Source organism: Rhizobium sp. Root1334 (genome assembly GCF_001426665.1).
Taxonomy (GTDB): domain Bacteria; phylum Pseudomonadota; class Alphaproteobacteria; order Rhizobiales; family Rhizobiaceae; genus Pararhizobium.
Genome location: NZ_LMEY01000023.1, coordinates 450,451 through 474,923 on the forward strand (window position 1 = coordinate 450,451; position 24,473 = coordinate 474,923).

The following is a 24,473-nucleotide window of genomic DNA, read 5'->3' on the forward strand; positions in this document are numbered from 1 at the left end:
AGGATTCGCCGCCCGGCGCGTCGGTATAACTGAAAAGTGCATCCATGAAGATCAAAGACCTGATCGGGAAGGATTTCCCGGAAATTGCGTCACAGCTGGGCTCAGGGGCCGGCGACATCGATATCGCCGCCATTACCGCCGATAGCCGGCAGGTTGCCCCGGGTTCATTGTTCGTTGCTCTCTCGGGAAGCAAGGCCGACGGCAAGGCTTTTATCGACGATGCCATCGCCCGCGGGGCGGCTGCCGTTGTGACCGGCGTCAAGGCTGCAGGCGAGACGCCCGTTCCGGTCCTGTCTGCCTTCACACCGCGCCGCGTGCTGGCGATTGCCGCAGCCAACTTCTATGGAAACCAGCCGGATACGATGGTTGCCGTCACCGGGACCGCAGGCAAGACCTCAGTTGCCTCCTTTGCCCGGCAGATCTGGGCGCATGCGGGCTTTGCGGCTGCGATGATCGGCACGACCGGCGTGATTGCGCCCGGCCGCAACGATTATGGTTCGCTGACGACGCCCGACCCGGTTTCGCTGCACAAACTGCTGGCCGAACTGGCCGATGCCGGTGTTACCCATGCTGCGATGGAGGCGTCCAGCCACGGATTGGACCAGAACCGGCTTGATGGCGTCCGCCTTGCTGCTGCTGGCTTCACCAATCTTGGCCGCGACCACATGGATTATCATCCGACCGTCGAGGACTACATGGCTGCAAAGATGCGGTTGTTCGATGGTGTCTTGCCAAAAGGCTCGCCGGCGGTGATCTTCTCCGATGATGCCTGGTCGGCACAGGCGATTGCTGCTGCAAGAGCCGCGGGACATCTGGTGCTGACTGTTGGCCGTAAAGGTGACTACCTGTCGCTGAAGCGGGTCGAGCATTTCCGTCACAAGCAGATTGCCGAAATCCATGTCGGCGACGAGATTTTCGAAGTGCAAGTGCCGCTTGCCGGCGATTTCCAGATATCGAACGCGCTGGTTGCGGCAGGTCTCGCCATGTCGACCGGCGTTAGCGCCCGAGCGACGATGGCTGCCCTTGAAAAGCTGCAGGGTGCGTCCGGCCGTCTCGAACTGGTTGGTCATACCAAAGAGGGCGCACTCGCCTATGTGGACTATGCCCACAAGCCGGATGCCCTGGAAAACGTCCTGACCTCCGTCCGTCCGTTTACCACCGGCCGCATCATCGTGGTGTTCGGCTGCGGCGGTGACCGTGACAAGGGCAAGCGTCCGATCATGGGTGAGATCGCTACGCGGCTTGCCGATGTGGTGATCGTCACCGACGACAATCCGCGCTCGGAAGTGCCTGCCGTCATTCGCAGCGAAATCATGGCTGCGGCGAAAGGCGCCACCGAGATCGGCGACCGCGCCGAGGCGATCAAGGCTGCTGTCGACATGCTGAAATCGGGCGATACGCTGATCGTCGCGGGCAAGGGGCATGAGGAGGGGCAGACCATCGGCTCCGTTACCCTGCCATTCTCCGATCATGACGAATTGCGCAAGGCATTGGGAGGTCATTGATTTGGGCTTTCTGTGGACCACGAGCGACCTGATGGCGGCTATGCACGGCCGCCCGATGGGCAATCTGCCGGAAGGCATCACCGGCATTTCCATCGATAGCCGGTCTCTCGGCAAGGGAGAGGCCTTCTTCGCCATCAAGGGCGACCGTGTCGATGGGCATGATTATGCCGGTATCGCGATGGCCAATGGCGCAACCCTTCTGGTTGTCAGCGAAGCGAAACTGCCAGCACTTGGACGGTTGAACGCGCCGATGATCGTCGTCGATGACGTTCTCGACGCTATGGTGCGGCTCGGCTGCGCCGCGCGTGACCGCAGCGCCGCCAAGATCATCGCCGTCACCGGGTCTGTCGGCAAGACGACGACCAAGGAAATGCTGCGGCACATGCTTCAGCCATCCGGCCGGGTGCATGCGTCTGTCGCGTCGTTCAACAATCACTGGGGCGTGCCGCTGACCCTGTCGCGCATGCCGGAAAATACCGATTTCGGCATTTTCGAAATCGGCATGAACCATGCCGACGAAATCCGGCCGCTGGTCAAAATGGTGCGCCCGCACGTGGCGATCATCACCGCGATCGCTGCCGCCCATCTTGGCAATTTCAAGGACCTCAAGGAAATCGCTGCCGCCAAGGCGGAGATCATGGAAGGCCTTGTCGATGATGGCCACGTGATACTCAACCGCGATAACGAACAGTTTGCCATGCTTGAGAAGGCGGCAAACGCGCTCGGCGTTGCTCATGTTCATAGCTTCGGCAGCAGCGCCAAGGCCGATTTCCGCATGGTCGAATATGCCGGCGGCTCGGAACGCGGTACGCTTTGGGCCGCGCTTGACAACAAGACGCTGGAAATCCCGATTGGTGCGCCCGGTAGGCACATCGCGGAGAATGCCCTTGCAGCTCTGGGGGCGGTTAGCCTCGTTGGCGCGAATATGGAGGCGGCCATTGCTGCGCTCGCCACACTTCAGCCCGAGAAGGGACGCGGTGCACGCCATCGCCTGGCGATCGGGCCGGGTGCGTTTGTGTTGATCGATGAAAGCTACAATGCCAATCCGGCTTCGATGCGGGCTGCGATCTCGCTTCTGAAAGACACGGCCCTGCCTGAAGGAGGGCGCCGGATCGCCATTCTCGGCGACATGCTGGAAATGGGCGAATCCTCTGGCGACGTTCATGCCGGGCTGGCGCTTCCGCTGGTTCAGGCCGGGATTACCGATATCTGGCTCGCTGGCCCGGAAATGGCGCATCTGCGCGATGCTTTGCCGGATAACGCGCATGTCGAATACCGTCCGTCGGTCGATGAACTGAAGGAATTTGCGCTTGGCTCCATCGCCGCTGGGGATGTGGTGATGATCAAATCGTCGAAAGGAACCGGCTGTGGCAGGATCGTTTCGGTTCTTCTTGAGCGATATCCGGCCTCTTTTGGCCCGGAACACACTGAATAAGGCAGGACAAGGCTTTATTGGCCGCTGTTCTATGCTGACACTTTTGATACCACGCAGTTATCCTTTCATCAGGTGATTCTGATGGATGGCACTGCAACGAACCTTTGGGGAAAGGTCCCTCATGCTCATCTGGCTTGTCGAACTGGCGGACCATTTTCAATTCTTCAACCTGTTCCGCTACATCACGTTCCGGACCGGCGCCGCCCTGTTCACCTCGGCATTGATCGTTTTCCTGTTCGGGCCGCGGATGATTTCGTCGCTGCGTGTGCGGCAGGGACGTGGCCAGCCGATCCGCGCGGATGGCCCGCAGACCCATTTCAAGAAGGCGGGAACGCCGACGATGGGTGGCCTGATGATCCTTGCCGGTATTGTCGGAAGCTCGTTGCTCTGGGCTGACCTGTCCAGCGTCTACGTCGTCTCGACATTGCTGGTGACACTCGGTTTCGGCGCCATCGGCTTTTACGATGACTATCTGAAGGTAACGAAACAGTCCGACAAGGGCTTTTCCGGCAAGGCTCGGCTCGGTATCGAATTCCTCGTTGCTGGTATCGCCGTGTTCTTCATGATGCGCACGGCGCTTTCGGCTGGTGTATCGGGTTCGACCTTTGGATCGTCGCTGACATTCCCGTTCCTCAAGGATTTCACGCTTAATCTCGGTTATTTCTTCATCCTGTTCGGCGGTTTCGTCATCGTCGGCGCTGGCAATGCCGTCAACCTGACGGATGGCCTCGACGGTCTCGCGATCGTTCCGGTGATGATTGCTGCCGCCTCCTTTGGGGTGATCGCCTATCTCGCCGGTAACGCGGTGTTTGCAAACTACCTGCAAATCCACTTCGTGCCGGGAACCGGTGAGCTTGCCGTTATTCTAGGGGCCGTCATCGGGGCAGGGCTGGGCTTCCTGTGGTTCAACGCCCCGCCGGCGGCTATCTTCATGGGCGATACCGGTTCGCTGGCGCTCGGCGGCCTGATCGGTGCCGTTGCCGTCGCCACCAAGCACGAAATCGTCATGGTCATCATCGGTGGCCTGTTCGTCATGGAAACCCTGTCGGTGATCATCCAGGTCTTCTGGTTCAAGCGCACCGGCAAGCGCGTCTTCCTGATGGCGCCGATCCATCACCATTTCGAAAAGCTCGGCTGGACGGAAAGCCAGGTGGTTATCCGCTTCTGGATCATCGCCGTCATCCTCGCCATGGTCGGCCTTTCGACCCTGAAGCTGCGGTAAGAGACTATGATCCCGGTCACCACATTCAGCGGCAAAAAGGTCGCATTGTTTGGTCTCGGCGGATCAGGCCTTGCGACCGCACAGGCGCTGGTTGCCGGTGGCGCGATTGTCACCGCCTGGGACGATAATCCGGACAGCGTGGCAAAGGCTGCGGCTGCCGGGATCGGTAACGGCGATCTCCATCAGGCGAATTGGGCTGATTTTTCCGCCTTCGTTCTGTCGCCAGGCGTGCCGCTGACGCATCCGAAGCCGCATTGGACGGTCGATCTCGCCCATGCCGCCGGTGTCGAGATCATTGGCGATGTCGAACTGTTCGTGCGAGAGAGGCGGGCGCATGCGCCCGATTGCCCGTTTATCGCCATCACCGGCACCAACGGCAAATCGACGACCACGGCGCTGATCGCGCATATCCTGAAATCCAGTGGCCGCGATACGCAGCTCGGCGGCAATATCGGCACGGCGGTGATGACGCTCGATCCGCCAGCGCCTGACCGGTTCTACGTCGTCGAGTGCTCGTCCTACCAGATCGATCTGGCTCCGACGATCAATCCGTCGGCCGGCATCCTGCTCAACCTGACGCCCGATCATCTGGACCGGCATGGTAGCATGGAGCACTATGCTGACATCAAGGAACGGTTGATTGCCGGTAGCGACACGGCAATCGTCGGCGTCGATGACGTTTACACCGAAGCAATCGCCGACCGGGCGACATTGGCCGGTCAGCGGGTCATGCGGATCGCCCGCCACCGCGCGCTTGGCGAAGGACTGTTCGCGGATGGCACGCGTGTCATGCGTGCCGAGGGCGGACTGGCGGCAGAGATTGCCGATCTCGACGGTATCGCCACGCTGCGGGGCAATCACAATGCCCAAAATGCGGCGGCGGCCATTGCGGCCTGCCTGTCCGTCGGCGTTTCCGAAAGCGAAATCCTTGCCGGGCTATCTTCGTTTCCCGGATTGAAGCACCGCATGCAACCGGTTGGCCGCAAGGGCAGCGTCGTTTTCGTCAATGACAGCAAGGCGACCAATGCCGATGCGGCTGCACCGGCGTTGTCGAGCTATGAGCGAATCTACTGGATCGCCGGCGGCCTTCCCAAGGAGGGCGGGATCACGACGTTGGCACCCTTCTTTCCGAAAGTCGCCAAGGCCTACCTGATCGGCGAGGCCGCGCCGGCCTTTGCCGCGACGCTTGGCGAGGCGGTTGCGTTCGAGATTTCCGGAACTCTGGAGCGGGCGGTTGCCCATGCTGCCGCCGATGCGGCCAGCGACACGGCCGAACTATCGGCGGTGATGTTGTCACCGGCCTGCGCAAGCTTCGACCAGTACAAGAACTTTGAAGTGCGCGGCGATGCCTTCGTCAGCCATGTCGCTGCGATCGACGGCGTGACGATGCTGATATGAGGGCGATGGCCCTGACTTTGAGAGATTGGCGCCGGACGCGCCGTTGAAGGGGACGAACAAATGGTAAGCCGTGCCGAACGTGGCCCCGTGGCCGACTGGTTCTGGACGATCGACAGGTTCTTTCTGGCGACCTTCATTCTGTTGATGGGCATCGGTTTCATGCTGTCCTTTGCGGCAAGCCCGGCGGTGGCCGAGCGGCTCAATCTCGACAGCTTCCATTTCGTCAAGCGTCACGCGGCTTTCCTTTTGCCGTCGCTGGCGGTGATGGTCGGCATCTCCTTCATGTCGCCGCGGCAGGTGCGCCGCACGGCGATGATCCTGCTTTTGGCGTCGCTCGCCATGATGGTTCTGGCGCTGTTCTTCGGGGCAGAGGTCAAGGGATCGCGTCGCTGGATCTCGCTGGCCGGCTTGTCGGTGCAGCCGTCCGAATTCATGAAGCCGGCTTTTGTTGTCGTCTGCGCCTGGCTGTTTTCCGAGCATGCCCGCCAGCCGGAAATCCCCGGAAACCTGTTTGCCATCCTGTTGTTCGGCATTGTCGCCGCACTTCTCGTTGCTCAGCCTGACCTTGGTCAGACGATCCTGACCACCGCCGTCTGGGGTGGCATGTTCTTCATGGCCGGCATGCCTTGGCTGTGGATTGTCGTGCTGGGAGGTTCCGCTGTCGGTGGCCTGGTGGTCGCCTATACTGTTCTGCCGCACGTGGCCGGACGTATCGACCGGTTCATGACCGGTGAGGGCGACACGTTCCAGGTGGATACGGCCCTGCAGGCGATCATCCGCGGTGACTGGTTCGGACAGGGACCGGGTGAGGGTGTCGTCAAGCGGATCATCCCTGACAGCCACACCGACTTCATCTTCTCGGTTGCTGCGGAAGAATTCGGTATCGTCTTCTGCATGGTGATCGTGCTGATCTTCGCCTTCCTCGTCATGCGTGGTCTGAGCCATGCGTTTCGCGAGCGCAATGATTTCACCCGCTTTGCCGTTGCGGGCCTGGTGCTGCAGATCGGCATCCAGTCGATGATCAATATCGGCGTCAATCTGCAGTTGCTGCCGGCCAAGGGCATGACCCTGCCGTTGATCTCCTACGGCGGTTCGTCCATGGTGGCGATCTGCGTGACGGCGGGATTCATCCTGGCGTTGACCCGCCATCGTCCGGAAAAGCGCGCTGTCGAGCGTAGCCTGTTTCGTTCCGGCATGGGCGTTCCGGCCGAATAGGCCGATGGAATAAGGACTGAACATGACCAAAGGCATTATCATGCTCGCCGCCGGTGGTACCGGCGGCCATCTGTTTCCGGCGGAAGCGCTGGCGCACGAACTGAAGGCGCTCGGCTACTCCATTCATCTGGTGACGGACAGCCGGGCAGAACGTTTCGCCGGCAAGTTTCCGGCCGATGAAATCCACGTCGTTCCATCGGCGACGATCGGATCGAAGAACCCGTTGAAAGTCGCATCGTCGCTGTGGACGCTCTGGTCGGGTATCCGCGTTGCTGGCCGTCTGATGAAGAAGGTACGGCCGAAGGTGGTCGTCGGTTTCGGCGGTTATCCGACCATCCCACCACTGCTGGCCGCCGTACGTGCCGGCATCCCCTCGATGATCCACGAGCAGAACGCCGTCATGGGCCGCGCCAACAAAGCTTTGGCCAACCGTGTGCGGGCGATCGCCGGAGGGTTCCTGCCTGAAGCCGATGGCCCCTATGCGGCAAAGACGGTGACGACGGGCAATCCGGTGCGTCCGGCCGTTCTGGAGGCCGCGAAGGTTGCCTATCAGCCATCCGGAGAAGGCGAGGAGTTTCGTCTCGTGGTGTTCGGCGGCAGCCAGGGCGCCCAATATTTTTCGAAAAGCGTGCCGACGGCCATCAGTTTGCTCGATGACAATCTGAGGCAGCGGTTGAAGGTGACGCAGCAGGCGCGTGCTGAGGACATGCCGATGGTCGAAGGCTGTGTTGCCAAGCTTGAGATGACCGCCGATATTGCCCCTTTTTTCAACGATATGGCCGAACGGATTGCCAAGGCGCATCTGGTCATCTGCCGCTCGGGCGCCTCGACGGTTTCGGAAATCGCGGTGATCGGACGTCCGGCCATCCTGGTGCCTTATCCCTATGCACTTGATCACGATCAGGCGGCGAATGCGGCGGCGCTGGCTGCGACCGGTGGTGCCAAGGTGATCGCCCAGGCCGAACTTTCACCGGAGAAGCTGAGCAAAATTCTCGCCGGGGCGATGACCAGCCCGGAGAAGCTCGCGACAATGGCGGCAAACGCCAAACAGGCGGGCAAACCCGATGCCGCGCGCTTGCTTGCCGCCATGGTTGAAGCTATTGCCAGCGGTTCGACGATTGCACAGTTCAAGGAAACACGCTCATGAAAATGCCGCAGACAATCGGCCTGGTTCATTTCATCGGTATCGGTGGTATCGGCATGAGCGGTATCGCCGAGGTGCTGCACAATCTTGGCCACAAGGTTCAGGGCTCCGACCAGTCCGACAGCGCCAATGTTCAGCGCCTGCGTGACAAGGGCATCGAGGTTTTCGTTGGCCATAAGGCCGAGAATATCGGTGATGCGGAAGTCGTCGTGGTTTCCACCGCGATCAAGAAGAGCAACCCGGAACTGATCGCCGCGCGTGAAAAACTGCTGCCGGTGGTGCGCCGGGCCGAAATGCTCGCCGAACTCATGCGCTTCCGCAATGCCATCGCCATCGGCGGCACGCACGGCAAGACGACGACGACCTCGATGGTCGCGACGCTTCTCGAGGCCGGTGGTCTCGACCCGACCGTCATCAATGGCGGTATCATCAATGCCTACGGCACCAATGCCCGCATGGGCGAGGGTGAGTGGATGGTGGTCGAGGCCGACGAATCGGACGGCACCTTCCTGAAATTGCCCGCCGATGTTGCCGTCGTCACCAATATCGACCCGGAGCATCTCGATCACTACGGCAATTTCGATGCCGTGCGCGCCGCGTTCCGCCAGTTTGTCGAAAACGTGCCGTTCTACGGCTTTGGCGTCATGTGCCTCGATCATCCCGAAGTGCAAACGATGGTCTCGAAGATCGAGGACCGTAAGGTCATCACGTATGGTGAAAACCCGCAGGCCGACGTGCGCTTTTCCAATATCCGCATGGACGGCGCTACCTCGGTCTTCGACGTCGAAATCCGCCGCCGCCGCACCGGCAAGGTGATCCAGTTGAAGGATCTGCGCCTGCCGATGCCGGGCCGTCACAATGTCTCCAACGCCACCGCCGCTATTGCGGTTGCCCAGCGCCTCGGCATTTCGCCCGAGGATATTGCCAAGGGGCTGGCAGCCTTTGCCGGCGTCAAGCGCCGCTTCACCTTTACTGGCGAATGGAACGATGTTCGCGTCTACGACGATTACGGCCACCATCCCGTCGAGATCAAGGCGGTGCTGAAGGCCGCGCGCGAAGCCTGCCAGGGCCGCGTCATTGCCGTGCATCAGCCACATCGTTTCTCGCGTCTGCACAGCCTGTTCGAGGATTTTTCCGCCTGCTTCAACGAGGCAGATACGATCCTTCTGGCGCCGGTCTATTCGGCCGGTGAAGAGCCGATCGAGGGCATCAATTCCCAGGAGCTCGTCTCCCGCATCAAGGCCGGCGGCCATCGTGACGCGCGCTTCATCGACGGTCCGGAAGCAATCGCTCCGATTGTATCAGCCATTGCACAACCGGGTGACTTTGTGGTTCTCTTGGGGGCTGGCAGTATCACGTATTGGGCTGCGGCACTTCCGAAGGAACTCGCAGGCATTTCAGGAAATTCCGCATGAAACAGGTACACGGAGAAAAATTGCTGGCCTCGCTGGGGGATGGCGTCAAGGAATTGCGCGGACGTTTGACACCGGATGCGCCGATGGACCGCGTCACCTGGTTTCGTGCCGGCGGACTTGCCGAGCTGATGTTCCAGCCGCATGACGCAGACGATCTCATCACCTTCCTCAAGATGCTTCCCGCCGAGGTGCCCGTGATGGTTGCGGGCGTCGGCTCTAATCTTCTGGTGCGCGATGGCGGCATTCCGGGGGTTGTTATCCGGCTTTCCGCTAAGGGTTTTGGCGATGTCGAGCTGGTTTCGGAAACGCGGGTCAAGGCCGGAGCGATCTGCCCCGACAAGAATCTTGCGGCAATGACGCTCGATCATGGTATTGGCGGTTTCGCATTCTACTACGGCATTCCCGGCACGATCGGCGGTGCACTGCGCATGAATGCCGGCGCCAATGGCGGCGAGACGCGCGAGCGCGTTGTCGAGGTGCACGCGGTCGATCGCCAAGGCAACACGCATGTGCTGTCGAACGCCGACATGGGTTACAGCTACCGCCATTCGTCGGCGCCGAAGGGGCTGATTTTCACCCACGCCGTTTTCGAAGGCTACCTTGAAGACAAGGCGAAGATTCGCGCAGATATGGATGCGGTGCGCCAGCATCGCGAAACCGTACAGCCGATTCGCGAGAAGACCGGTGGTTCGACCTTCAAGAACCCGGAAGGCCATTCAGCCTGGAAGCTGATCGATGAGGCAGGTTGCCGCGGTCTGATGATCGGCGGCGCGCAGATGTCGCCAATGCACTGCAACTTCATGATCAACACCGGCCAGGCGAGCGGCTACGAGCTCGAATATCTCGGCGAAACCGTGCGCCAGCGCGTGTTTGAAACATCGGGCATCTCGCTCGAATGGGAAATCAAGCGTGTCGGCACGTTTATGCCGGGCTATGAGGTCAAGGAATTCCTCGGCGAACTGACAGCCTGAGCCGTTGCCAATGAATTGATATGAAGAAGCCGCCGTGGAGTGATCCGCGGCGGCTTTTTGGTGTTTGATGTTTGCTAAGCCTCAGACTTCATCCTTGCCGGAAAGCAGGATGCAGACCAGCGTGATCACGGCTGCTGCGCCGAGATAATAGCCGACATAAGCCATGCCGTAGTTCACCTGCAGCCATGTCGCGGCATAAGGAGCAAGCGAGGCCCCGAAAATGCCGGCGAGGTTGAAGGTGATCGACGAGCCGGTGTAGCGCACGTTGGTCGGGAAGGGGGCCGCAAGCGCCGTGCCGATCAGGCCGTAGGTCAGGCCCATCAAGGCCATTGCAATGATTGCAAAGACGAAGATGGCGGCTTCACCCGATGTCATCAGGATGTTCAGGAAGAACGAGAAGATACCGATAAGCACCGTCGTTACGATCAGCACTTCGCGCCGGCCAAAGCGTTCTGCCAGCTTGCCGGCGATCGGAATGAAGATACCGAACATGATCGAACCGACGATCTGGATTTCCAGTGCATCGAGGAACGGGATCTGCAGAACCTTGACGTTGTAGGAAAGCAGATAGGCCGAACCGATGTAGAACAAGACGAAAGTCGCCAGGGCTACGAAGGTGCCAAGCAGGAGGCTCCGCTTGTGGCTGCGGAACAGTTCCATCACCGGCACCTCGACGCGCTCATGCTTGTCGATGGCCTTCTGGAACGCCGGCGTCTCGGTGATCGACAGACGTACCCAGAGACCGACGGCGATCAGGATGATCGAGGCGATGAACGGGACGCGCCAGCCCCAGCTCAGCAACTGCTCCTGGGTCATCAGGTGCAAAAGCAGCCAGAAGACGCCCGAGGACAGGAACAAGCCAACAGGGGCGCCGAGCTGCGGGAACATGCCGTACCAGCTGCGCTTGCCTTCCGGCGCATTTTCCGTGGCGAGCAGGACGGCGCCGCCCCATTCGCCACCGAGACCGAAGCCCTGGCCAAACCGGCACAGCGCCAGCAGAAGCGGTGCGATGACGCCGATCTGCGCGTATGTGGGGAGCAGGCCGATGATGACCGTCGAAATGCCCATGGTCAGAAGAGCCGCCACCAGGGTCGTCTTGCGGCCGACCCGGTCGCCGAAATGGCCAAACACGACGGCGCCCAGCGGGCGCGCGAAAAATGCGATCGAGAAGGTCGCGAAGGAGGCGAGAAGTGCGGTGGTGGGATCGCTGTTCGGGAAGAACAACGCCGGAAACACCAGCACGGCGGCCGTGGCGTAGACGTAGAAGTCGAAGAATTCGATGGTCGTGCCGACCAGGCTTGCGAGGAGAACGCGGGCTGGCGAATTGAGTGGGCCCTTGTTCAACGGCTCTGCCGTCGGCGACGACGTGGAGAGTGTGTCGCTCATTATCATATGTCCGTCTTGGGAATGTTAGTGCCGTCTTGGGAGGCAGCCGCCCGGCTTTAACGCAGACGAACCGGCAATAAAACCCTTCAAGCGCAACTATCGGCAAGATTTCGGGGTGGATAGATTGTAAAAGTGTCGTCTGAGATGCAGCTTTATCGCCCTCTATTTCGTCAGGTTGATTAAAAATGCCACCTGATGCGCTCCTGGCGTGCTCAATCCTTGACCAGAATCGAATTGTCGCAAATCTTGGGTTGTGCACCCGGTGACCGGGTGCGGCAAACAGGCTGGGGTGCGCATGCGTTTCCTTCAGGGGGTCTGATGGGGCGCTGATGATGCGCATCGGGCACTTTAGGGGCATTTGCTCCGTTTGAAGGGGAAACCATGTTCAAGAAGCTTTCTGCTGAATTTTTAGGAACATTCTGGCTTGTGTTTGGCGGTTGCGGCAGCGCGGTGTTGGCAGCGGCCTTTCCGGACGTCGGCATCGGCCTGCTCGGTGTTTCGTTTGCCTTTGGTCTCACCGTCCTGACCATGGCCTATGCGGTCGGCGGCATCTCGGGCGGCCACTTCAATCCGGCTGTGTCCGTTGGTTTAACGGTTGCCGGCAAGTTTCCTGCCTCTTCGCTTCCCGGCTATATCATTGCCCAGGTGGCGGGCGGCATCGTCGCAGCCGCAGCTCTTTATCTGGTTGCGAGCGGCAAGGCTGACTTCCAGCTCGGCGGTTTTGCGGCCAATGGTTATGGTGAACACTCGCCAGGCGGATATTCGTTGACCTCGGCTCTGGTGATCGAAGTGCTTTTGACCGGCTTCTTCATCTTCATCATCCTGGGGGCCACTCACGGCCGCGTGCCGGTCGGCTTTGCGCCGATTGCCATTGGACTGACATTGACGCTCATTCACCTGATCTCGATCCCGGTCACCAATACATCGGTGAACCCCGCCCGTTCCACCGGTCAGGCGCTGTTTGTCGGCGGCTGGGCGTTGCAGCAATTGTGGCTGTTCTGGCTTGCCCCGATCGTTGGTGCTGCCATCGGTGCCATTATCTGGAAGGTTGTCGGCGAAGACGACTGATACGCTGCCATCCGACATGTTCCGCTTACGAAAGGCCCCGCAGAAATCGCTGCGGGGCCTTTCCGTTTTATCGGCCCCGTCAGCAGCCTTTTTCCTTGCGTTGAGAGTAACACTCTGATTCTAGGCGATGAATCTGAGCGCCGGCATGAATCGGCGGGAAATATTTTACCCATGTCTTGGATAGGGTTAACCAAAGTAAACGGTTCGTTAACCATAATGACGCTCTATGGGGGTGTGCCTGAAAGACGCGACTCGTCTGTGTCAACAAGCTAGGCGCAAGCAGCGATTTGTAAGGCTGGCGTAATGTCGGGGGTTTTTATGAGCAAGCATGTGGCTGTCCTAATGGGCGGATTTTCTTCGGAGCGGCCGGTGAGCCTGTCTTCCGGGGCTGCGTGCGCCGATGCTTTGGAGGCCGAGGGCTACCGCGTCACCCGAATCGACGTCGATCGCAATGTCGCGTCCGTTCTGGCGAATCTGCGTCCCGATGTTGCCTTCAACGCCCTGCATGGCCCTTTCGGTGAGGATGGTACCATCCAGGGCATCCTCGAATATCTTGAGATTCCGTATACCCATTCCGGCGTTCTTGCTTCGGCTCTCGCCATGGACAAGGCGCAGGCTAAGCTTGTTGCCGCTGCTGCCGGTATTCCTGTTGCTGAGGCGCGCGTCATGGATCGCCATGATTTCGGCTCGGCTCATCCGATGAAGCCGCCCTATGTCGTCAAGCCGGTTCGCGAGGGCTCGAGCTTCGGTGTGGTGATGGTCAAGGAAGATCAGTCGCATCCGCCGCAGATCGTTACGTCCAGCGAGTGGCGCTATGGCGATCGGGTCATGGTCGAGCGCTACGTGCATGGCCGCGAGTTCACCTGTGGCGTCATGGGGGATACGGCGCTTGGTGTCACTGAAGTGATACCGCAGGGACACGCCTTCTACGATTACGATTCAAAGTATGTGAAAGGTGGCTCAAAACACGTCATCCCGGCAGATATTTTACCAAATATTTACCAAAAAATACAAACACTCTCAGTCATGGCGCATCAGGCGATTGGATGCCGCGGCGTAAGCCGCTCCGACTTCCGCTTCGACGACCGTTTCTCTGCAGAAGGAGAGCTTATCTGGCTGGAGGTTAACACTCAGCCCGGAATGACTCCCACCTCTCTGGTCCCTGAAATGGCCGTTCATGCAGGCCATACGTTTGGTGAATTCCTCAAGTGGATCGTGGAGGACGCGTCGTGTTTGCGTTGAAGGGCAGGAAAGCAGCAAGAGGACGGGCTCCGCTGGAGGCGGTTGATCTTGATGGTCAGCGCGTTCTGCCGCGGCCGCTGCGCCGTGTTGTGCGTTTCCTTGTCAGTCTTGGAACGGGCCGCATCCACTTCATGCCGTATACCGGCACAGTCTCCGCTGTGGCGTTTTTCGCCGCGACCGGTTTTTATGGCATGTCGCTCGGCGGTCACAGTCAGGATTTTGCCCAGACGACCACCACGGCCGTTGGTTTTGCGATCGAGGACGTCAAGGTGTCTGGCAACGACCAGACCTCGGAAATCGACATCCTGCAGCAACTTGGGCTTGATGGTGCAACTTCGCTGGTTGCCCTCGATATCGGCGTGGCGCGCAAGCTGATCAGCGAAATGCCCTGGGTCGAAGACGTTGCCGTGCGCAAGGTCTATCCGGGCACGATCGAGGTTAGTCTGAAGGAGCGCAAGGCGTTCGGCATCTGGCAGCATGGCACCGATCTGTCGCTGATCGAAAAGAGCGGCAGCGTGATTGCGCCGCTGCGCGACAACAAATTCTCCGAACTGCCACTGTTCGTCGGCCGTGACGCCGAGACGACAGCCGCCGCGTTTTACGCCCGGTTCGAGCAATGGCCGGAAATCAGCAAGCGGGTCAAAGCCTATGTTCGCGTAGCTGGCCGCCGCTGGGATCTGATGCTCGACAACGGCATCACCATCAAACTGCCCGAGCACGATCTGGACCGCGCCATGCAGGTGCTCTCGACGATGGAAGAGGGGCAGCAACTGCTTGAACGTGACATTGCTGCGGTCGATCTGAGGCTGGAGGATCGCACCACGATCCAGTTGACCCCGGAAGCCGCTGCCCGCCGTCAGACTGTTCTGGAAGCCCGCACGAAGTTGTTGAAGAAGCAGGAAAAGGAAGGCCGTACATGAGCATCTTCGGCTCCTCGAATTTTGGGCTGCCGCGTCTGAAGCCGCTTTCTTCCAAGCGGTCGCATGTCGTTTCCGTGCTCGATATCGGCTCGACCAAAGTGGTCTGCATGATCGGCCGGCTGACGCCGCGCGCCGAAAGCCAAATCCTGCCGGGCCGCACCCATTCGATCGAAATCATCGGTATCGGCCACCACAAATCGCGCGGCATGAAGAATGGCGTGATTGCCGATCTCGACGCCGCTGAAAGCGTCGTCCGTCTCGCCGTCGATGCCGCTGAGCGTATGGCGGGGCTGACCATCGACAGCCTGATCGTCAACATTTCTGCTGGCCGTCTGCAAAGCGATATCTACACCGCTTCCATCGATCTCGGTGGCCAGGAAGTCGATTCGGCGGACCTGAAGAAGGTTTTGGCGGCTGCCGGCCAGCAGTCGCTGCGCCAGGACCGCGTCATCCTGCATTCGCTGCCCACGGGCTTCTCGCTCGACGGCGAACGCGGCATCCGGGATCCGCTCGCAATGTTCGGCGATGCGCTGGGTGTCGACATGCACGTGCTGACCGCCGAACGCGCTGCACTGAAGAACCTCGAACTCTGCATCAACCGTGCGCATCTATCGGTCGAAGGCATTGTCGCGACACCGTATGCAAGCGGTCTTGCGGCTCTGGTCGATGACGAGGTTGAACTCGGTTGCGCCGCCATCGACATGGGTGGCGGCACCACGACGATCTCGGTCTTTGCCGAAGGTAAGCTTGTTCATGCCGATGCGATCAGCCTTGGCGGTCACCATGTCACCACAGACCTTGCACGCGGTCTTTCGACCCGCATCGAAGATGCCGAGCGCCTGAAGGTCGTTCATGGTTCGGCACTGCCCAATAGCGCCGACGAGCGCGACATCGTTTCCGTTCCGCCGATCGGCGAGGACGACCGCGATCAGCCGACACATGTGCCGCGCGCACTGGTTTCGCGCATCGTGCGGGCTCGCATCGAGGAAACACTGGAACTGATCCGCGACCGTATCCAGCGGTCCGGCTTCTCGCCGATCGTCGGCAAGCGTGTCGTTCTGACGGGCGGCGCTGCACAGCTGACCGGTCTGCCCGAATCGGCACGCCGGATTCTCGCCCGCAACGTCCGCATCGGCCGTCCGCTCGGCGTTTCGGGATTGCCGGCAGCGGCAAAAGGCCCGGCCTTTTCGACGGCCGTTGGACTGATGATCTATCCGCAAGTCGCGGACATGGAAACACATGCGGCGCAGGGCGGTCTGCTCTCGTCGCTTGCAGGAAACAACAGCCGTATCGCCCGGATGGGTCAATGGCTGAAGGAAAGCTTTTGAGCCCTTCGGCTTCATGCTGACGGGATGCAATACGGGATTTAGTGATTTGGCCGGCTCGGCAAGGCGGCCAGAAACCAGGAAGGAACGGGAACAATGACGATCAACTTGCAAAAGCCGGATATCACCGAGCTGAAGCCCCGCATCACCGTCTTCGGTGTTGGCGGGGGCGGTGGCAATGCTGTTAACAACATGATCACGGCAGGCCTCGAAGGCGTCGATTTCGTCGTCGCCAACACCGATGCCCAGGCGCTGACCATGACCAAGGCTTCGCGCATCATCCAGATGGGTGTTGCCGTGACCGAAGGTCTGGGTGCCGGTTCGCAGCCTGAAGTCGGCCGCGCGGCGGCTGAAGAGTGCATCGATGAAATCATCGATCACCTCAACGGCACACATATGTGCTTCGTCACCGCCGGCATGGGTGGCGGTACCGGTACCGGTGCTGCTCCCGTCGTTGCCCAGGCTGCCCGCAACAAGGGCATCCTGACGGTCGGCGTCGTTACCAAGCCGTTCCACTTCGAAGGCCAGCGCCGCATGCGTCTCGCCGACATGGGCATCCAGGAACTGCAGAAGTCCGTCGACACCCTGATCGTCATTCCGAACCAGAACCTGTTCCGGATCGCCAATGACCGCACCACGTTCGCCGATGCGTTCGCAATGGCCGACCAGGTTCTCTACTCCGGCGTTGCCTGCATCACCGACCTGATGGTCAAGGAAGGCCTGATCAATCTCGACTTCGCGGACGTCCGCTCCGTAATGCGCGAGATGGGCCGCGCCATGATGGGGACCGGCGAAGCATCCGGCGAAGGCCGCGCAATGGCCGCTGCCGAAGCTGCAATCGCCAACCCACTGCTCGACGAGACCTCGATGAAGGGTGCTCAGGGCCTGTTGATCTCGATCACCGGTGGCCGTGACCTAACGCTCTTTGAAGTCGATGAAGCAGCAACCCGTATCCGCGAAGAAGTGGATCCGGACGCCAACATCATCCTCGGCGCGACATTCGACGAAGAACTCGAAGGCCTCATCCGCGTTTCGGTTGTGGCAACGGGTATCGATCGGACCGCTGCGGAGGTGGCCGGTCGCAATGCCGACTTTCGTCCGGTAGCAGCCAAGCCGATCGTTCGTCCGTCCATCGCAATCCCGGCAGCGCCAGTCCAGCAGACGGTTGCCGTTCAGCAGCCGGCTCCGGTTGCCCAGCAGCCAGTCGTTCAGCAGCAGCAGGCCGCCCAGCCGGTTCAGCAGACGAGTGATTCGATTGCCGAAGCCATCCGTGCAGCCGAACTGGAACGCGAACTGTTCCTGTCGATGCCGCGCGGTGGCGCAACTGCGCCGGTTCAGCAGGCTCAGGACGATTTCCGTCCGCAGAGCAAGCTTTTCGCGGGTGCTGCACCGGTTGAACAGCAGCCTGTCGTCCAGGCCGCCGCTCCGGTTCAGCGTGCGATCGAAACGCCGGTTTACCAGCAGCCCGTCGCCCAGGCTCCGGTTCGCCAGGAGCCCGCCGCTCCGGTAATCCGCCAGCAGGCCGAGCAGGTTCGCATGCCGCGCGTCGAAGACTTCCCGCCGATGGTCAAGGCCGAAGCCGAACATCGCGCACAGCCGGTTCAGCAGGAAGAGCGCGGCCCGATGGGCTTGCTCAAGCGGATCACCAATTCGCTCGCACGCCGCGAAGAAGAAAGCCACGATGTGGCTGCCGACATGACCTCCGGTGCGCCGGCCGCTGCCTCGCAGCAGCGACGTCCGTTGTCGCCCGAAGCCAGCGTTTATGCGCCGCGCCGGGCTGCTCCTCTCGATGACCGTGCCCGCGCTGCCTCGCAGCCGCGTGCACATGAAGACGATCAGCTCGAAATCCCGGCGTTCCTGCGCCGCCAGTCGAACTGATTTTTCTACCCACCTTCCTCCTTGCCGAAATGCCCGGGTTTGCGCCCGGGCATTTTTTATGAATTATTGAATTCTTCCAATATCTAAGCACCTTGTGTGCGTCGCGTAACAAAGCGAAAGAAACAGTGATTTGGAATGACGGACCACAGCAATTATCTTCACAATCAGAACTGATGGGACAGCATTGCGATTCTAAACGCGAAAGCTTGCATATTGGACCGGGCGGTGACGGCAAGACCTCGCTTCCCGACGGTGTGGCTTGCGGCTTTGGAAAGCGCACAACTCTTGTCCTATCGAGACATTCGGCGGCAACGCCACGTAGCATTTGAAGGCGATAGGCATGGGACTGGGAATTGGACTGCTTGGATTTCAGACAACGATTGCACACTCTGTAACTCTGAGCGGCACGGGCGTACATTCTGGCGCCGAGGTAGCGATCACCTTTCATCCAGCGGAAGCAGACAGCGGCATCGTTTTTCAGCGCGTCGCCGGTGAGCAGACGATCAGCGAATTCAAGGCGGTCTCTTCGCAGGTCGGCAACACCGATCTCTGCACCATCCTCGGCTTCTCGCCTGCCACCTCGATCGCTACGATCGAGCATGTGATGGCGGCCATCTATGCGCTCGGCCTCGACAATCTTCTGATCGAAGTGCACGGCGCCGAAATGCCGATCATGGATGGAAGCTCCGCGCCGTTCATCGACGCTATCGAGCAGACCGGTATCAAGGCGCTGGGCGTCAAGCGCCGTTATATCCGCATCCTGAAGCCAGTGCGTATCGAATCGGGTGCCTCCTGGTCGGAATTCACGCCCTATGACGGCATGCGCTTCGAAGTAGAGATCGATTTCGATTGCCCGCTGATCGGCCGTCAGGCCTGGAAGGGCGACATTACTCCGGCGGTCTTCAAGACGGAATTGTCGCGCGCCCGCACATTCGGCTTCATGCGCGATGTCGAGCGTATGTGGGCTGCCGGTCGCGGTCTCGGTTCGTCGCTGGAAAATTCGGTCGTCATTGCTGATGACAACACCGTCATCAACATGGAAGGCCTGCGTTACAAGGACGAGTTCGTCCGCCACAAGACGCTGGACGCCGTGGGCGACCTGGCTTTGGCAGGTGCGCCGTTCATTGGCTGCTACCGGTCCTATCGCGGTGGCCACAAGATGAATGCCAACGCGCTGAAGGCGCTGATGAGCGATCCGACCGCCTATGAAATCGTCGAGACAGCAACACAGCGCCAACGCTCTGCGCCGCGGGAAGTGATTGCCGTCAATGCGCCGTAAAGCGCAGCTACTTGTTCCTGAAAGGGAAAATCTGGTCTGATGTTTGATGAGAGCCGGTCTTTTGACCGGCTTTTTCATGACGGGACTGCCACAAAATTGCGTTAATCAATCATCATGACGTTGCGGTCTTGTTGCATCTTGATCTAAAACGCGGTTCATAGGCGGCGGTATTCTTACCGGTGCGGGAGTTGGGATTTACGAATGGTAATTGCAGGCCAGTTTGAATTGAAGAAGATGGCACGTGTTGTTGTCATTACGCTTGCGGCTTGTGCGGGTAGCGTTTTGATCACCGCCTGCCAGAACGATCCCGACATCGACATTACAAAGCTGGCCGCCGAGACAGACCCGCCGGAAGTACTCTACAATCAGGGCCTTGCCAACCTGAACGCGGGCAAGACGACGGAAGCGGCGCGCAAGTTCGACGCGATCGACCAGCAGCATCCCTTCTCGGAATATGCCCGCAAGGCGCTGGTGATGCGCTCCTTCATCAACTACCGCAACGGTCAGTACCAGGACGCTATAAATGGGGCGAGCCGGTACCTGAACCTCTATCCCGAATCCGAAGATGCAGCCTACGCGCAATATATTGTCGGTCTGGCCTATTCGAAACAGATCCCGGCGGTGACGCAGGACCAGAAGCCGGCCTTCAAGACGATCGAGGCGATGCAGGCGGTCATTACCAAATATCCTGATTCCGAATATGTCGAGGACGCGCAAGCCAAGCTGCGCTTTGCCAAGGACCAGCTGGCCGGCAAGGAAATGCAGGTTGGCCGCTACTATCTCGAGCGTAAGGAATATCTGGCCGCAATCACGCGCTTCCGTTCGGTCGTCGAATCCTATCCGAACACCAACCAGGTCGAAGAGGCGCTGGCGCGTCTGGTCGAAACCTACTTCGCCATGGGTATTACCAGCGAGGCGCAGACCGCCGCCGCCATTCTCGGACACAACTATCCTGACAGCCAGTGGTATGCCGACAGCTACAAGCTCCTGCAGACCGGCGGTCTGGAACCGCGTGAAAACGGCAACTCGTGGATTTCGCGAGCAGGCAAGAAGCTTCTGGGCGCCTAGAAACAGGACCCAAGACGAAGAGATTTGAACCGGGATGCTTTCACAGATCTCGATCCGCGATATCGTCCTGATCGAACGGCTTGACCTGTCCTTCGATGCTGGCCTGTCCGTATTGACCGGCGAAACCGGCGCCGGAAAATCCATTTTGCTTGATAGTTTGTCGCTGGCGCTCGGTGGGCGCGGCGACGGTTCGCTTGTTCGCCACGGTGGCGACAAGGGGCAGGTGACGGCGGTCTTCGATGTCGGCATGGGACATCCGGCCCGGCTTCTCGTTCGCGAAAACGGTATCGACGATGACGGCGACCTGATTTTCCGCCGGGTGCAATCGGCCGATGGCCGCACCAAGGCCTATGTCAACGATCAGCCGGTTTCGGTGCAGTTGATGCGCCAGGCAGGCCAGTTGCTGGTCGAAATCCATGGCCAACATGACGACCGCGCCCTTGTCGACACTCACGCCCACCGCACCCTTCTTGATGCCTTCGGTGGTCTTGCCGAGGAAGCGCAGGCGGTGTCCGGGCTTTACCGCATCTGGAAGGATGCCGAGCGGACGTTGAAGAAGCACCGCGACAAGGTCGAGGCAGCTGCCCGCGAGGCCGATTATCTGCGCTCCGCCGTCGAAGAACTCGAAGCGCTGTCGCCACAGGATGGTGAAGAAGACGATCTTGCCGAGCGCCGTTCGCGGATGATGAAGGCCGAGCGCATCGCTGTCGACATCAATGAAGCGAGCGAGTTTCTCAACGGCAACGGTTCACCGGTTCCGCTGATTGCCTCTATGGTGCGCAGGCTGGAACGCAAAAGCCACGAAGCGCCAGGTCTTCTTGAAGAGACTGTCGAGCTTTTGGACGCAGCCCTCAACCAGCTTTCCGACGCCCAGATGGCCGTTGAGGCGGCGCTGCGCAAGACCGAATACGATCCGAAGGAACTGGAGCGTGTCGAGGAGCGGCTGTTTGCGCTGCGCGCCGCAGCCCGCAAATATTCCGTACCGGTGACGTCGTTGCCGGCGCTGGCCGTGCGGATGATCTCCGATCTTGCTGATCTGGATGCCGGCGAAGAAAAGCTGAAGCAGCTGGAAGCTCAACTTGGCCTGACCAAGGGTGCCTTTGACGCGGCAGCCGTGGCTCTGTCGGCCAAGCGTCGCAACACGGCGACGGCACTGTCCGACGCCGTCATGGCAGAGCTTCCCGCGTTGAAGCTCGAGCGTGCCCGGTTCATGGTGGAAGTGACCTCCGATCCCGATGTTGCCGCCGCCGAAGGGATCGATGTGGTCGAGTTCCACGTTCAGACCAACCCTGGCACGCGGCCCGGCCCGATCATGAAGGTAGCATCCGGCGGCGAGCTGTCGCGCTTTCTGCTGGCGCTCAAAGTGGCGCTCGCGGATCGGGGCTCCGCGCCGACGCTCGTTTTTGATGAAATCGACACCGGGGTTGGCGGTGCGGTGGCGGATGCCATCGGCCAGCGGCTCAAGCGGTTGTCGAAAACCGTCCAGGTGCTTTCGGTCACCCACGCGCCGCAGGTGGCAGCGCGGGCCGCAACGCATCTCTTGATTTCCAAGGGGCCTTCGGCGGAAAAGTCCGAAACGATTGCCACCCGTGTGGCCCGCATGGACGACAAGGCCCGTACCGAAGAGATCGCCCGCATGCTGGCGGGGGCCTCGGTGACGGATGAGGCAAGGGCGGCTGCGGCGAGTTTGTTGGCTGGGAATGGGTAGTTCTACCCTCCGGTGAAGGATAGGGAGCATCTTCCCATTCCCCCAAAATTCTCTAAAACGACTCTCAAATCAGGAGTCCCAGCATGTCGACCTTATCCATTGCCGTTGAAGATTTGACGCTTGAAGATGCGGTAACAGAGTTGGAACGGCTGGCGGCCGAACTGGCGCGACACGATGCGCTCTATCACGGCAAGGATGCGCCGGAGATTTCGGACGCGGACTATGACGCGCTGAAGCGGCGCAACGAGGAGATCGAGGCGCATTTTCCGGAGCTGGTGCGGGCCGACAGCCCGTCGCGCAAGGTCGGCGCGGCACCCTCCGGCATTTTTCAGCAGATCACTCATGCGCGGCCGATGCTGTCGCTCGACAACGTGTTTTCCGACGTGGATGTGCAGGACTTCATCGGCAGCGTATACCGGTTCCTCGGGCTTTTGCCGGATAATTCGATCGCTTTCACTGCAGAGCCGAAGATTGACGGCCTGTCGATGTCGCTGCGATACGAAAACGGCAGGCTGGTCAGTGCTGCGACACGCGGCGACGGCACGACCGGTGAGAACGTCACAGCCAATATCCGCACCATCATGGAAATCCCGCAGACCCTGCCGGCCGGTGCGCCTGCAATCGTTGAGGTTCGCGGTGAAGTCTATATGGGCAAGAGCGACTTTCTGGCGCTGAACGCGCAGATGGTTGCCGAGGGCAAGCAGACCTATGTCAACCCGCGCAACACGGCCGCCGGCTCGTTGCGTCAGCTTGATCCGACCATTACCGCCAGCCGCAAGCTGAAATTCTTCGCCTATGCCTGGGGCGAAATTTCGGAGATGCCAGCCGATACCCAGTTCGGCATGGTCGAGGTGTTCAAGCGCTGGGGGTTCCCGGTCAATCCTCTGATGCAGCGTTTGTCGTCGATCGATGCGATTCTTGCGCATTACAATGACATCGGTCTCAAGCGCCCCGACCTCGACTATGATATCGACGGTGTCGTCTACAAGGTCGACCGGCTGGACCTGCAGCAGCGGCTGGGCTTTCGCTCGCGTTCGCCGCGCTGGGCAACCGCACACAAGTTTCCGGCCGAGCAGGCATTTACGACAGTCGAGAATATCGACATCCAGGTGGGGCGTACCGGTGCGCTGACGCCGGTGGCGCGGCTGACGCCGGTCACGGTCGGCGGTGTCGTCGTCACCAATGCGACGCTGCACAATGCCGATTATATCGAAGGCATCGGCAATGGTGGTGAGCGTATTCGGGAAGAGGACCACGATATCCGCATCGGCGATACCGTGATTGTCCAGCGGGCAGGGGATGTCATCCCGCAGGTGCTCGATGTGGTGATGGAAAAGCGCGTAGCAGCGGCGGAGCGCTATCAGTTTCCGAAAGTTTGCCCGGTTTGCGGCAGTCACGCCGTGCGCGAGAGAAACGAGAAGACCGGCAAACTCGATTCCGTCACGCGCTGCACCGGCGGCTTCGTCTGCCGGGCCCAGGCGGTCGAGCACTTGAAGCACTTCGTTTCGCGCAATGCCTTCGACATCGAAGGGTTGGGATCGAAGCAGATCGACTTCTTCTTCGAGGCCGAGGACCCGGCATTGTCGATCAAGACCGCGCCGGACATCTTCACGCTGGAGAAACGGCAGAATGGCTCGACCCTGACCAAGCTCGAAAATATCGACGGGTTCGGCAAGGTCAGCGTCCGCAAACTTTATGATGCTATCAATGACCGGCGCCAGGTGGCGTTGCACCGGCTGATCTACGCGCTCGGTATTCGCCATGTCGGCGAAACCACGGCAAAGCTTTTGGCGCGTTCCTACGGCAGTTACACAGCCTTCGCTGACGCGATGAAGGCGGCCAGCGATATCACCTCGGAGGCGTGGAGCGACTTGAATACGATCGACGGCATCGGTGATGTCGTTGCGCGGGCCATCGTTGAATTCTACAAGGAGCCGCGCAACATGGATGTCGTGTCGCGCCTGCTTGATGAGGTGACGCCGCAGGATGCGGAGGCACCGGTGGCAAGTTCCAGCCCGGTTGCGGGCAAGACTGTCGTGTTCACCGGATCGCTGGAGAAGATGACCCGCGACGAAGCCAAGGCCATGGCCGAGCGGTTGGGAGCCAAGGTTGCGGGCTCCGTGTCGAAGAAGACCGATCTTCTGGTCGCAGGCCCCGGCGCCGGCTCAAAACTGGAAAAAGCCCGCGAACTCGGCGTCGAAACCACCGATGAGGATGGCTGGTTCGTCCTAATCGGTGGGTAATCGCCCTTCCGTTGCCTTAAAATGCTTTCCTCGATCCCCTGTCTTCTCTAT

18 protein-coding genes are annotated in these 24,473 nt (G+C 60.2%); 17 read left to right on the forward strand and 1 reads right to left on the reverse strand.

The window, feature by feature from the left end:
- The first annotated feature begins 44 nt into the window (after window positions 1-44).
- The 8 genes from ASD36_RS20605 (at window position 45) to murB (ending at window position 10,305) form a co-directional block, all read left to right on the forward strand.
- Complete coding sequence (locus ASD36_RS20605) at window positions 45-1,505, forward strand: UDP-N-acetylmuramoyl-L-alanyl-D-glutamate--2,6-diaminopimelate ligase (RefSeq protein ID WP_060506740.1); 1,461 nt, start codon at window positions 45-47, stop codon at window positions 1,503-1,505.
- A gap of 1 nt (window position 1,506) precedes the next feature.
- Window positions 1,507-2,940, forward strand: coding sequence for a UDP-N-acetylmuramoylalanyl-D-glutamyl-2,6-diaminopimelate--D-alanyl-D-alanine ligase (locus ASD36_RS20610; protein ID WP_060506741.1), 1,434 nt, complete (start codon window positions 1,507-1,509; stop codon window positions 2,938-2,940).
- Between the two features lie 121 nt (window positions 2,941-3,061).
- Entirely contained in the window at window positions 3,062-4,162 is a 1,101-nt protein-coding gene (gene mraY / locus ASD36_RS20615) for a phospho-N-acetylmuramoyl-pentapeptide-transferase (protein ID WP_037096333.1), read from the forward strand.
- A 6-nt stretch (window positions 4,163-4,168) separates the two neighbouring features.
- A complete protein-coding gene (murD, locus tag ASD36_RS20620; protein WP_060506742.1) occupies window positions 4,169-5,560 on the forward strand; it encodes a UDP-N-acetylmuramoyl-L-alanine--D-glutamate ligase in 1,392 nt (463 codons plus the stop codon).
- 60 nt (window positions 5,561-5,620) lie between these two features.
- A complete protein-coding gene (gene ftsW / locus ASD36_RS20625) occupies window positions 5,621-6,775 on the forward strand; it encodes a putative lipid II flippase FtsW (RefSeq protein ID WP_060506743.1) in 1,155 nt (384 codons plus the stop codon).
- Between the two features lie 22 nt (window positions 6,776-6,797).
- Window positions 6,798-7,922 (forward strand): undecaprenyldiphospho-muramoylpentapeptide beta-N-acetylglucosaminyltransferase, encoded by a 1,125-nt coding sequence (murG, locus tag ASD36_RS20630; protein ID WP_060506744.1) that lies wholly within the window; start codon window positions 6,798-6,800, stop codon window positions 7,920-7,922.
- Window positions 7,919-9,334, forward strand: coding sequence for a UDP-N-acetylmuramate--L-alanine ligase (murC, locus tag ASD36_RS20635; RefSeq protein WP_060506745.1), 1,416 nt, complete (start codon window positions 7,919-7,921; stop codon window positions 9,332-9,334). Before murG ends, murC begins: the two co-directional genes overlap by 4 nt.
- Window positions 9,331-10,305: a UDP-N-acetylmuramate dehydrogenase gene (gene murB / locus ASD36_RS20640; RefSeq protein ID WP_060506746.1), complete on the forward strand. Its 975-nt coding sequence runs from the start codon at window positions 9,331-9,333 to the stop codon at window positions 10,303-10,305. Before murC ends, murB begins: the two co-directional genes overlap by 4 nt.
- Before the next feature lie 81 nt (window positions 10,306-10,386).
- On the opposite strand, the gene ASD36_RS20645 is transcribed toward murB, so the two are convergent.
- A complete protein-coding gene (locus ASD36_RS20645) occupies window positions 10,387-11,691 on the reverse strand; it encodes an MFS transporter (protein ID WP_060506747.1) in 1,305 nt (434 codons plus the stop codon).
- Window positions 11,692-12,072: 381 nt separating this feature from the next.
- On the opposite strand from ASD36_RS20645, the gene aqpZ reads away from it, so the two are divergent.
- The 9 genes from aqpZ (at window position 12,073) to ligA (ending at window position 24,422) form a co-directional block, all read left to right on the forward strand.
- A complete protein-coding gene (gene aqpZ / locus ASD36_RS20650; RefSeq protein WP_060506748.1) occupies window positions 12,073-12,759 on the forward strand; it encodes an aquaporin Z in 687 nt (228 codons plus the stop codon).
- Window positions 12,760-13,062: 303 nt separating this feature from the next.
- Complete coding sequence (locus ASD36_RS20655) at window positions 13,063-14,001, forward strand: D-alanine--D-alanine ligase (protein ID WP_060506749.1); 939 nt, start codon at window positions 13,063-13,065, stop codon at window positions 13,999-14,001.
- A complete protein-coding gene (locus ASD36_RS20660) occupies window positions 13,989-14,921 on the forward strand; it encodes a cell division protein FtsQ/DivIB (RefSeq protein ID WP_060506750.1) in 933 nt (310 codons plus the stop codon). Before ASD36_RS20655 ends, ASD36_RS20660 begins: the two co-directional genes overlap by 13 nt.
- Window positions 14,918-16,249: a cell division protein FtsA gene (gene ftsA / locus ASD36_RS20665; RefSeq protein WP_060506751.1), complete on the forward strand. Its 1,332-nt coding sequence runs from the start codon at window positions 14,918-14,920 to the stop codon at window positions 16,247-16,249. Before ASD36_RS20660 ends, ftsA begins: the two co-directional genes overlap by 4 nt.
- Before the next feature lie 93 nt (window positions 16,250-16,342).
- Entirely contained in the window at window positions 16,343-18,124 is a 1,782-nt protein-coding gene (ftsZ, locus tag ASD36_RS20670; RefSeq protein ID WP_060506752.1) for a cell division protein FtsZ, read from the forward strand.
- Window positions 18,125-18,470: 346 nt separating this feature from the next.
- Window positions 18,471-19,403 (forward strand): UDP-3-O-acyl-N-acetylglucosamine deacetylase, encoded by a 933-nt coding sequence (gene lpxC / locus ASD36_RS20675; RefSeq protein WP_060506802.1) that lies wholly within the window; start codon window positions 18,471-18,473, stop codon window positions 19,401-19,403.
- A gap of 201 nt (window positions 19,404-19,604) precedes the next feature.
- A complete protein-coding gene (locus ASD36_RS20680; protein ID WP_060506753.1) occupies window positions 19,605-20,471 on the forward strand; it encodes an outer membrane protein assembly factor BamD in 867 nt (288 codons plus the stop codon).
- A gap of 34 nt (window positions 20,472-20,505) precedes the next feature.
- Window positions 20,506-22,179 carry a DNA repair protein RecN gene (gene recN, locus ASD36_RS20685; RefSeq protein ID WP_060506754.1) on the forward strand — a complete coding sequence of 558 codons (1,674 nt, stop codon included), beginning with the start codon at window positions 20,506-20,508 and terminating at the stop codon, window positions 22,177-22,179.
- A gap of 83 nt (window positions 22,180-22,262) precedes the next feature.
- Entirely contained in the window at window positions 22,263-24,422 is a 2,160-nt protein-coding gene (gene ligA / locus ASD36_RS20690; RefSeq protein ID WP_060511780.1) for an NAD-dependent DNA ligase LigA, read from the forward strand.
- The last annotated feature ends 51 nt before the right edge of the window (window positions 24,423-24,473 follow it).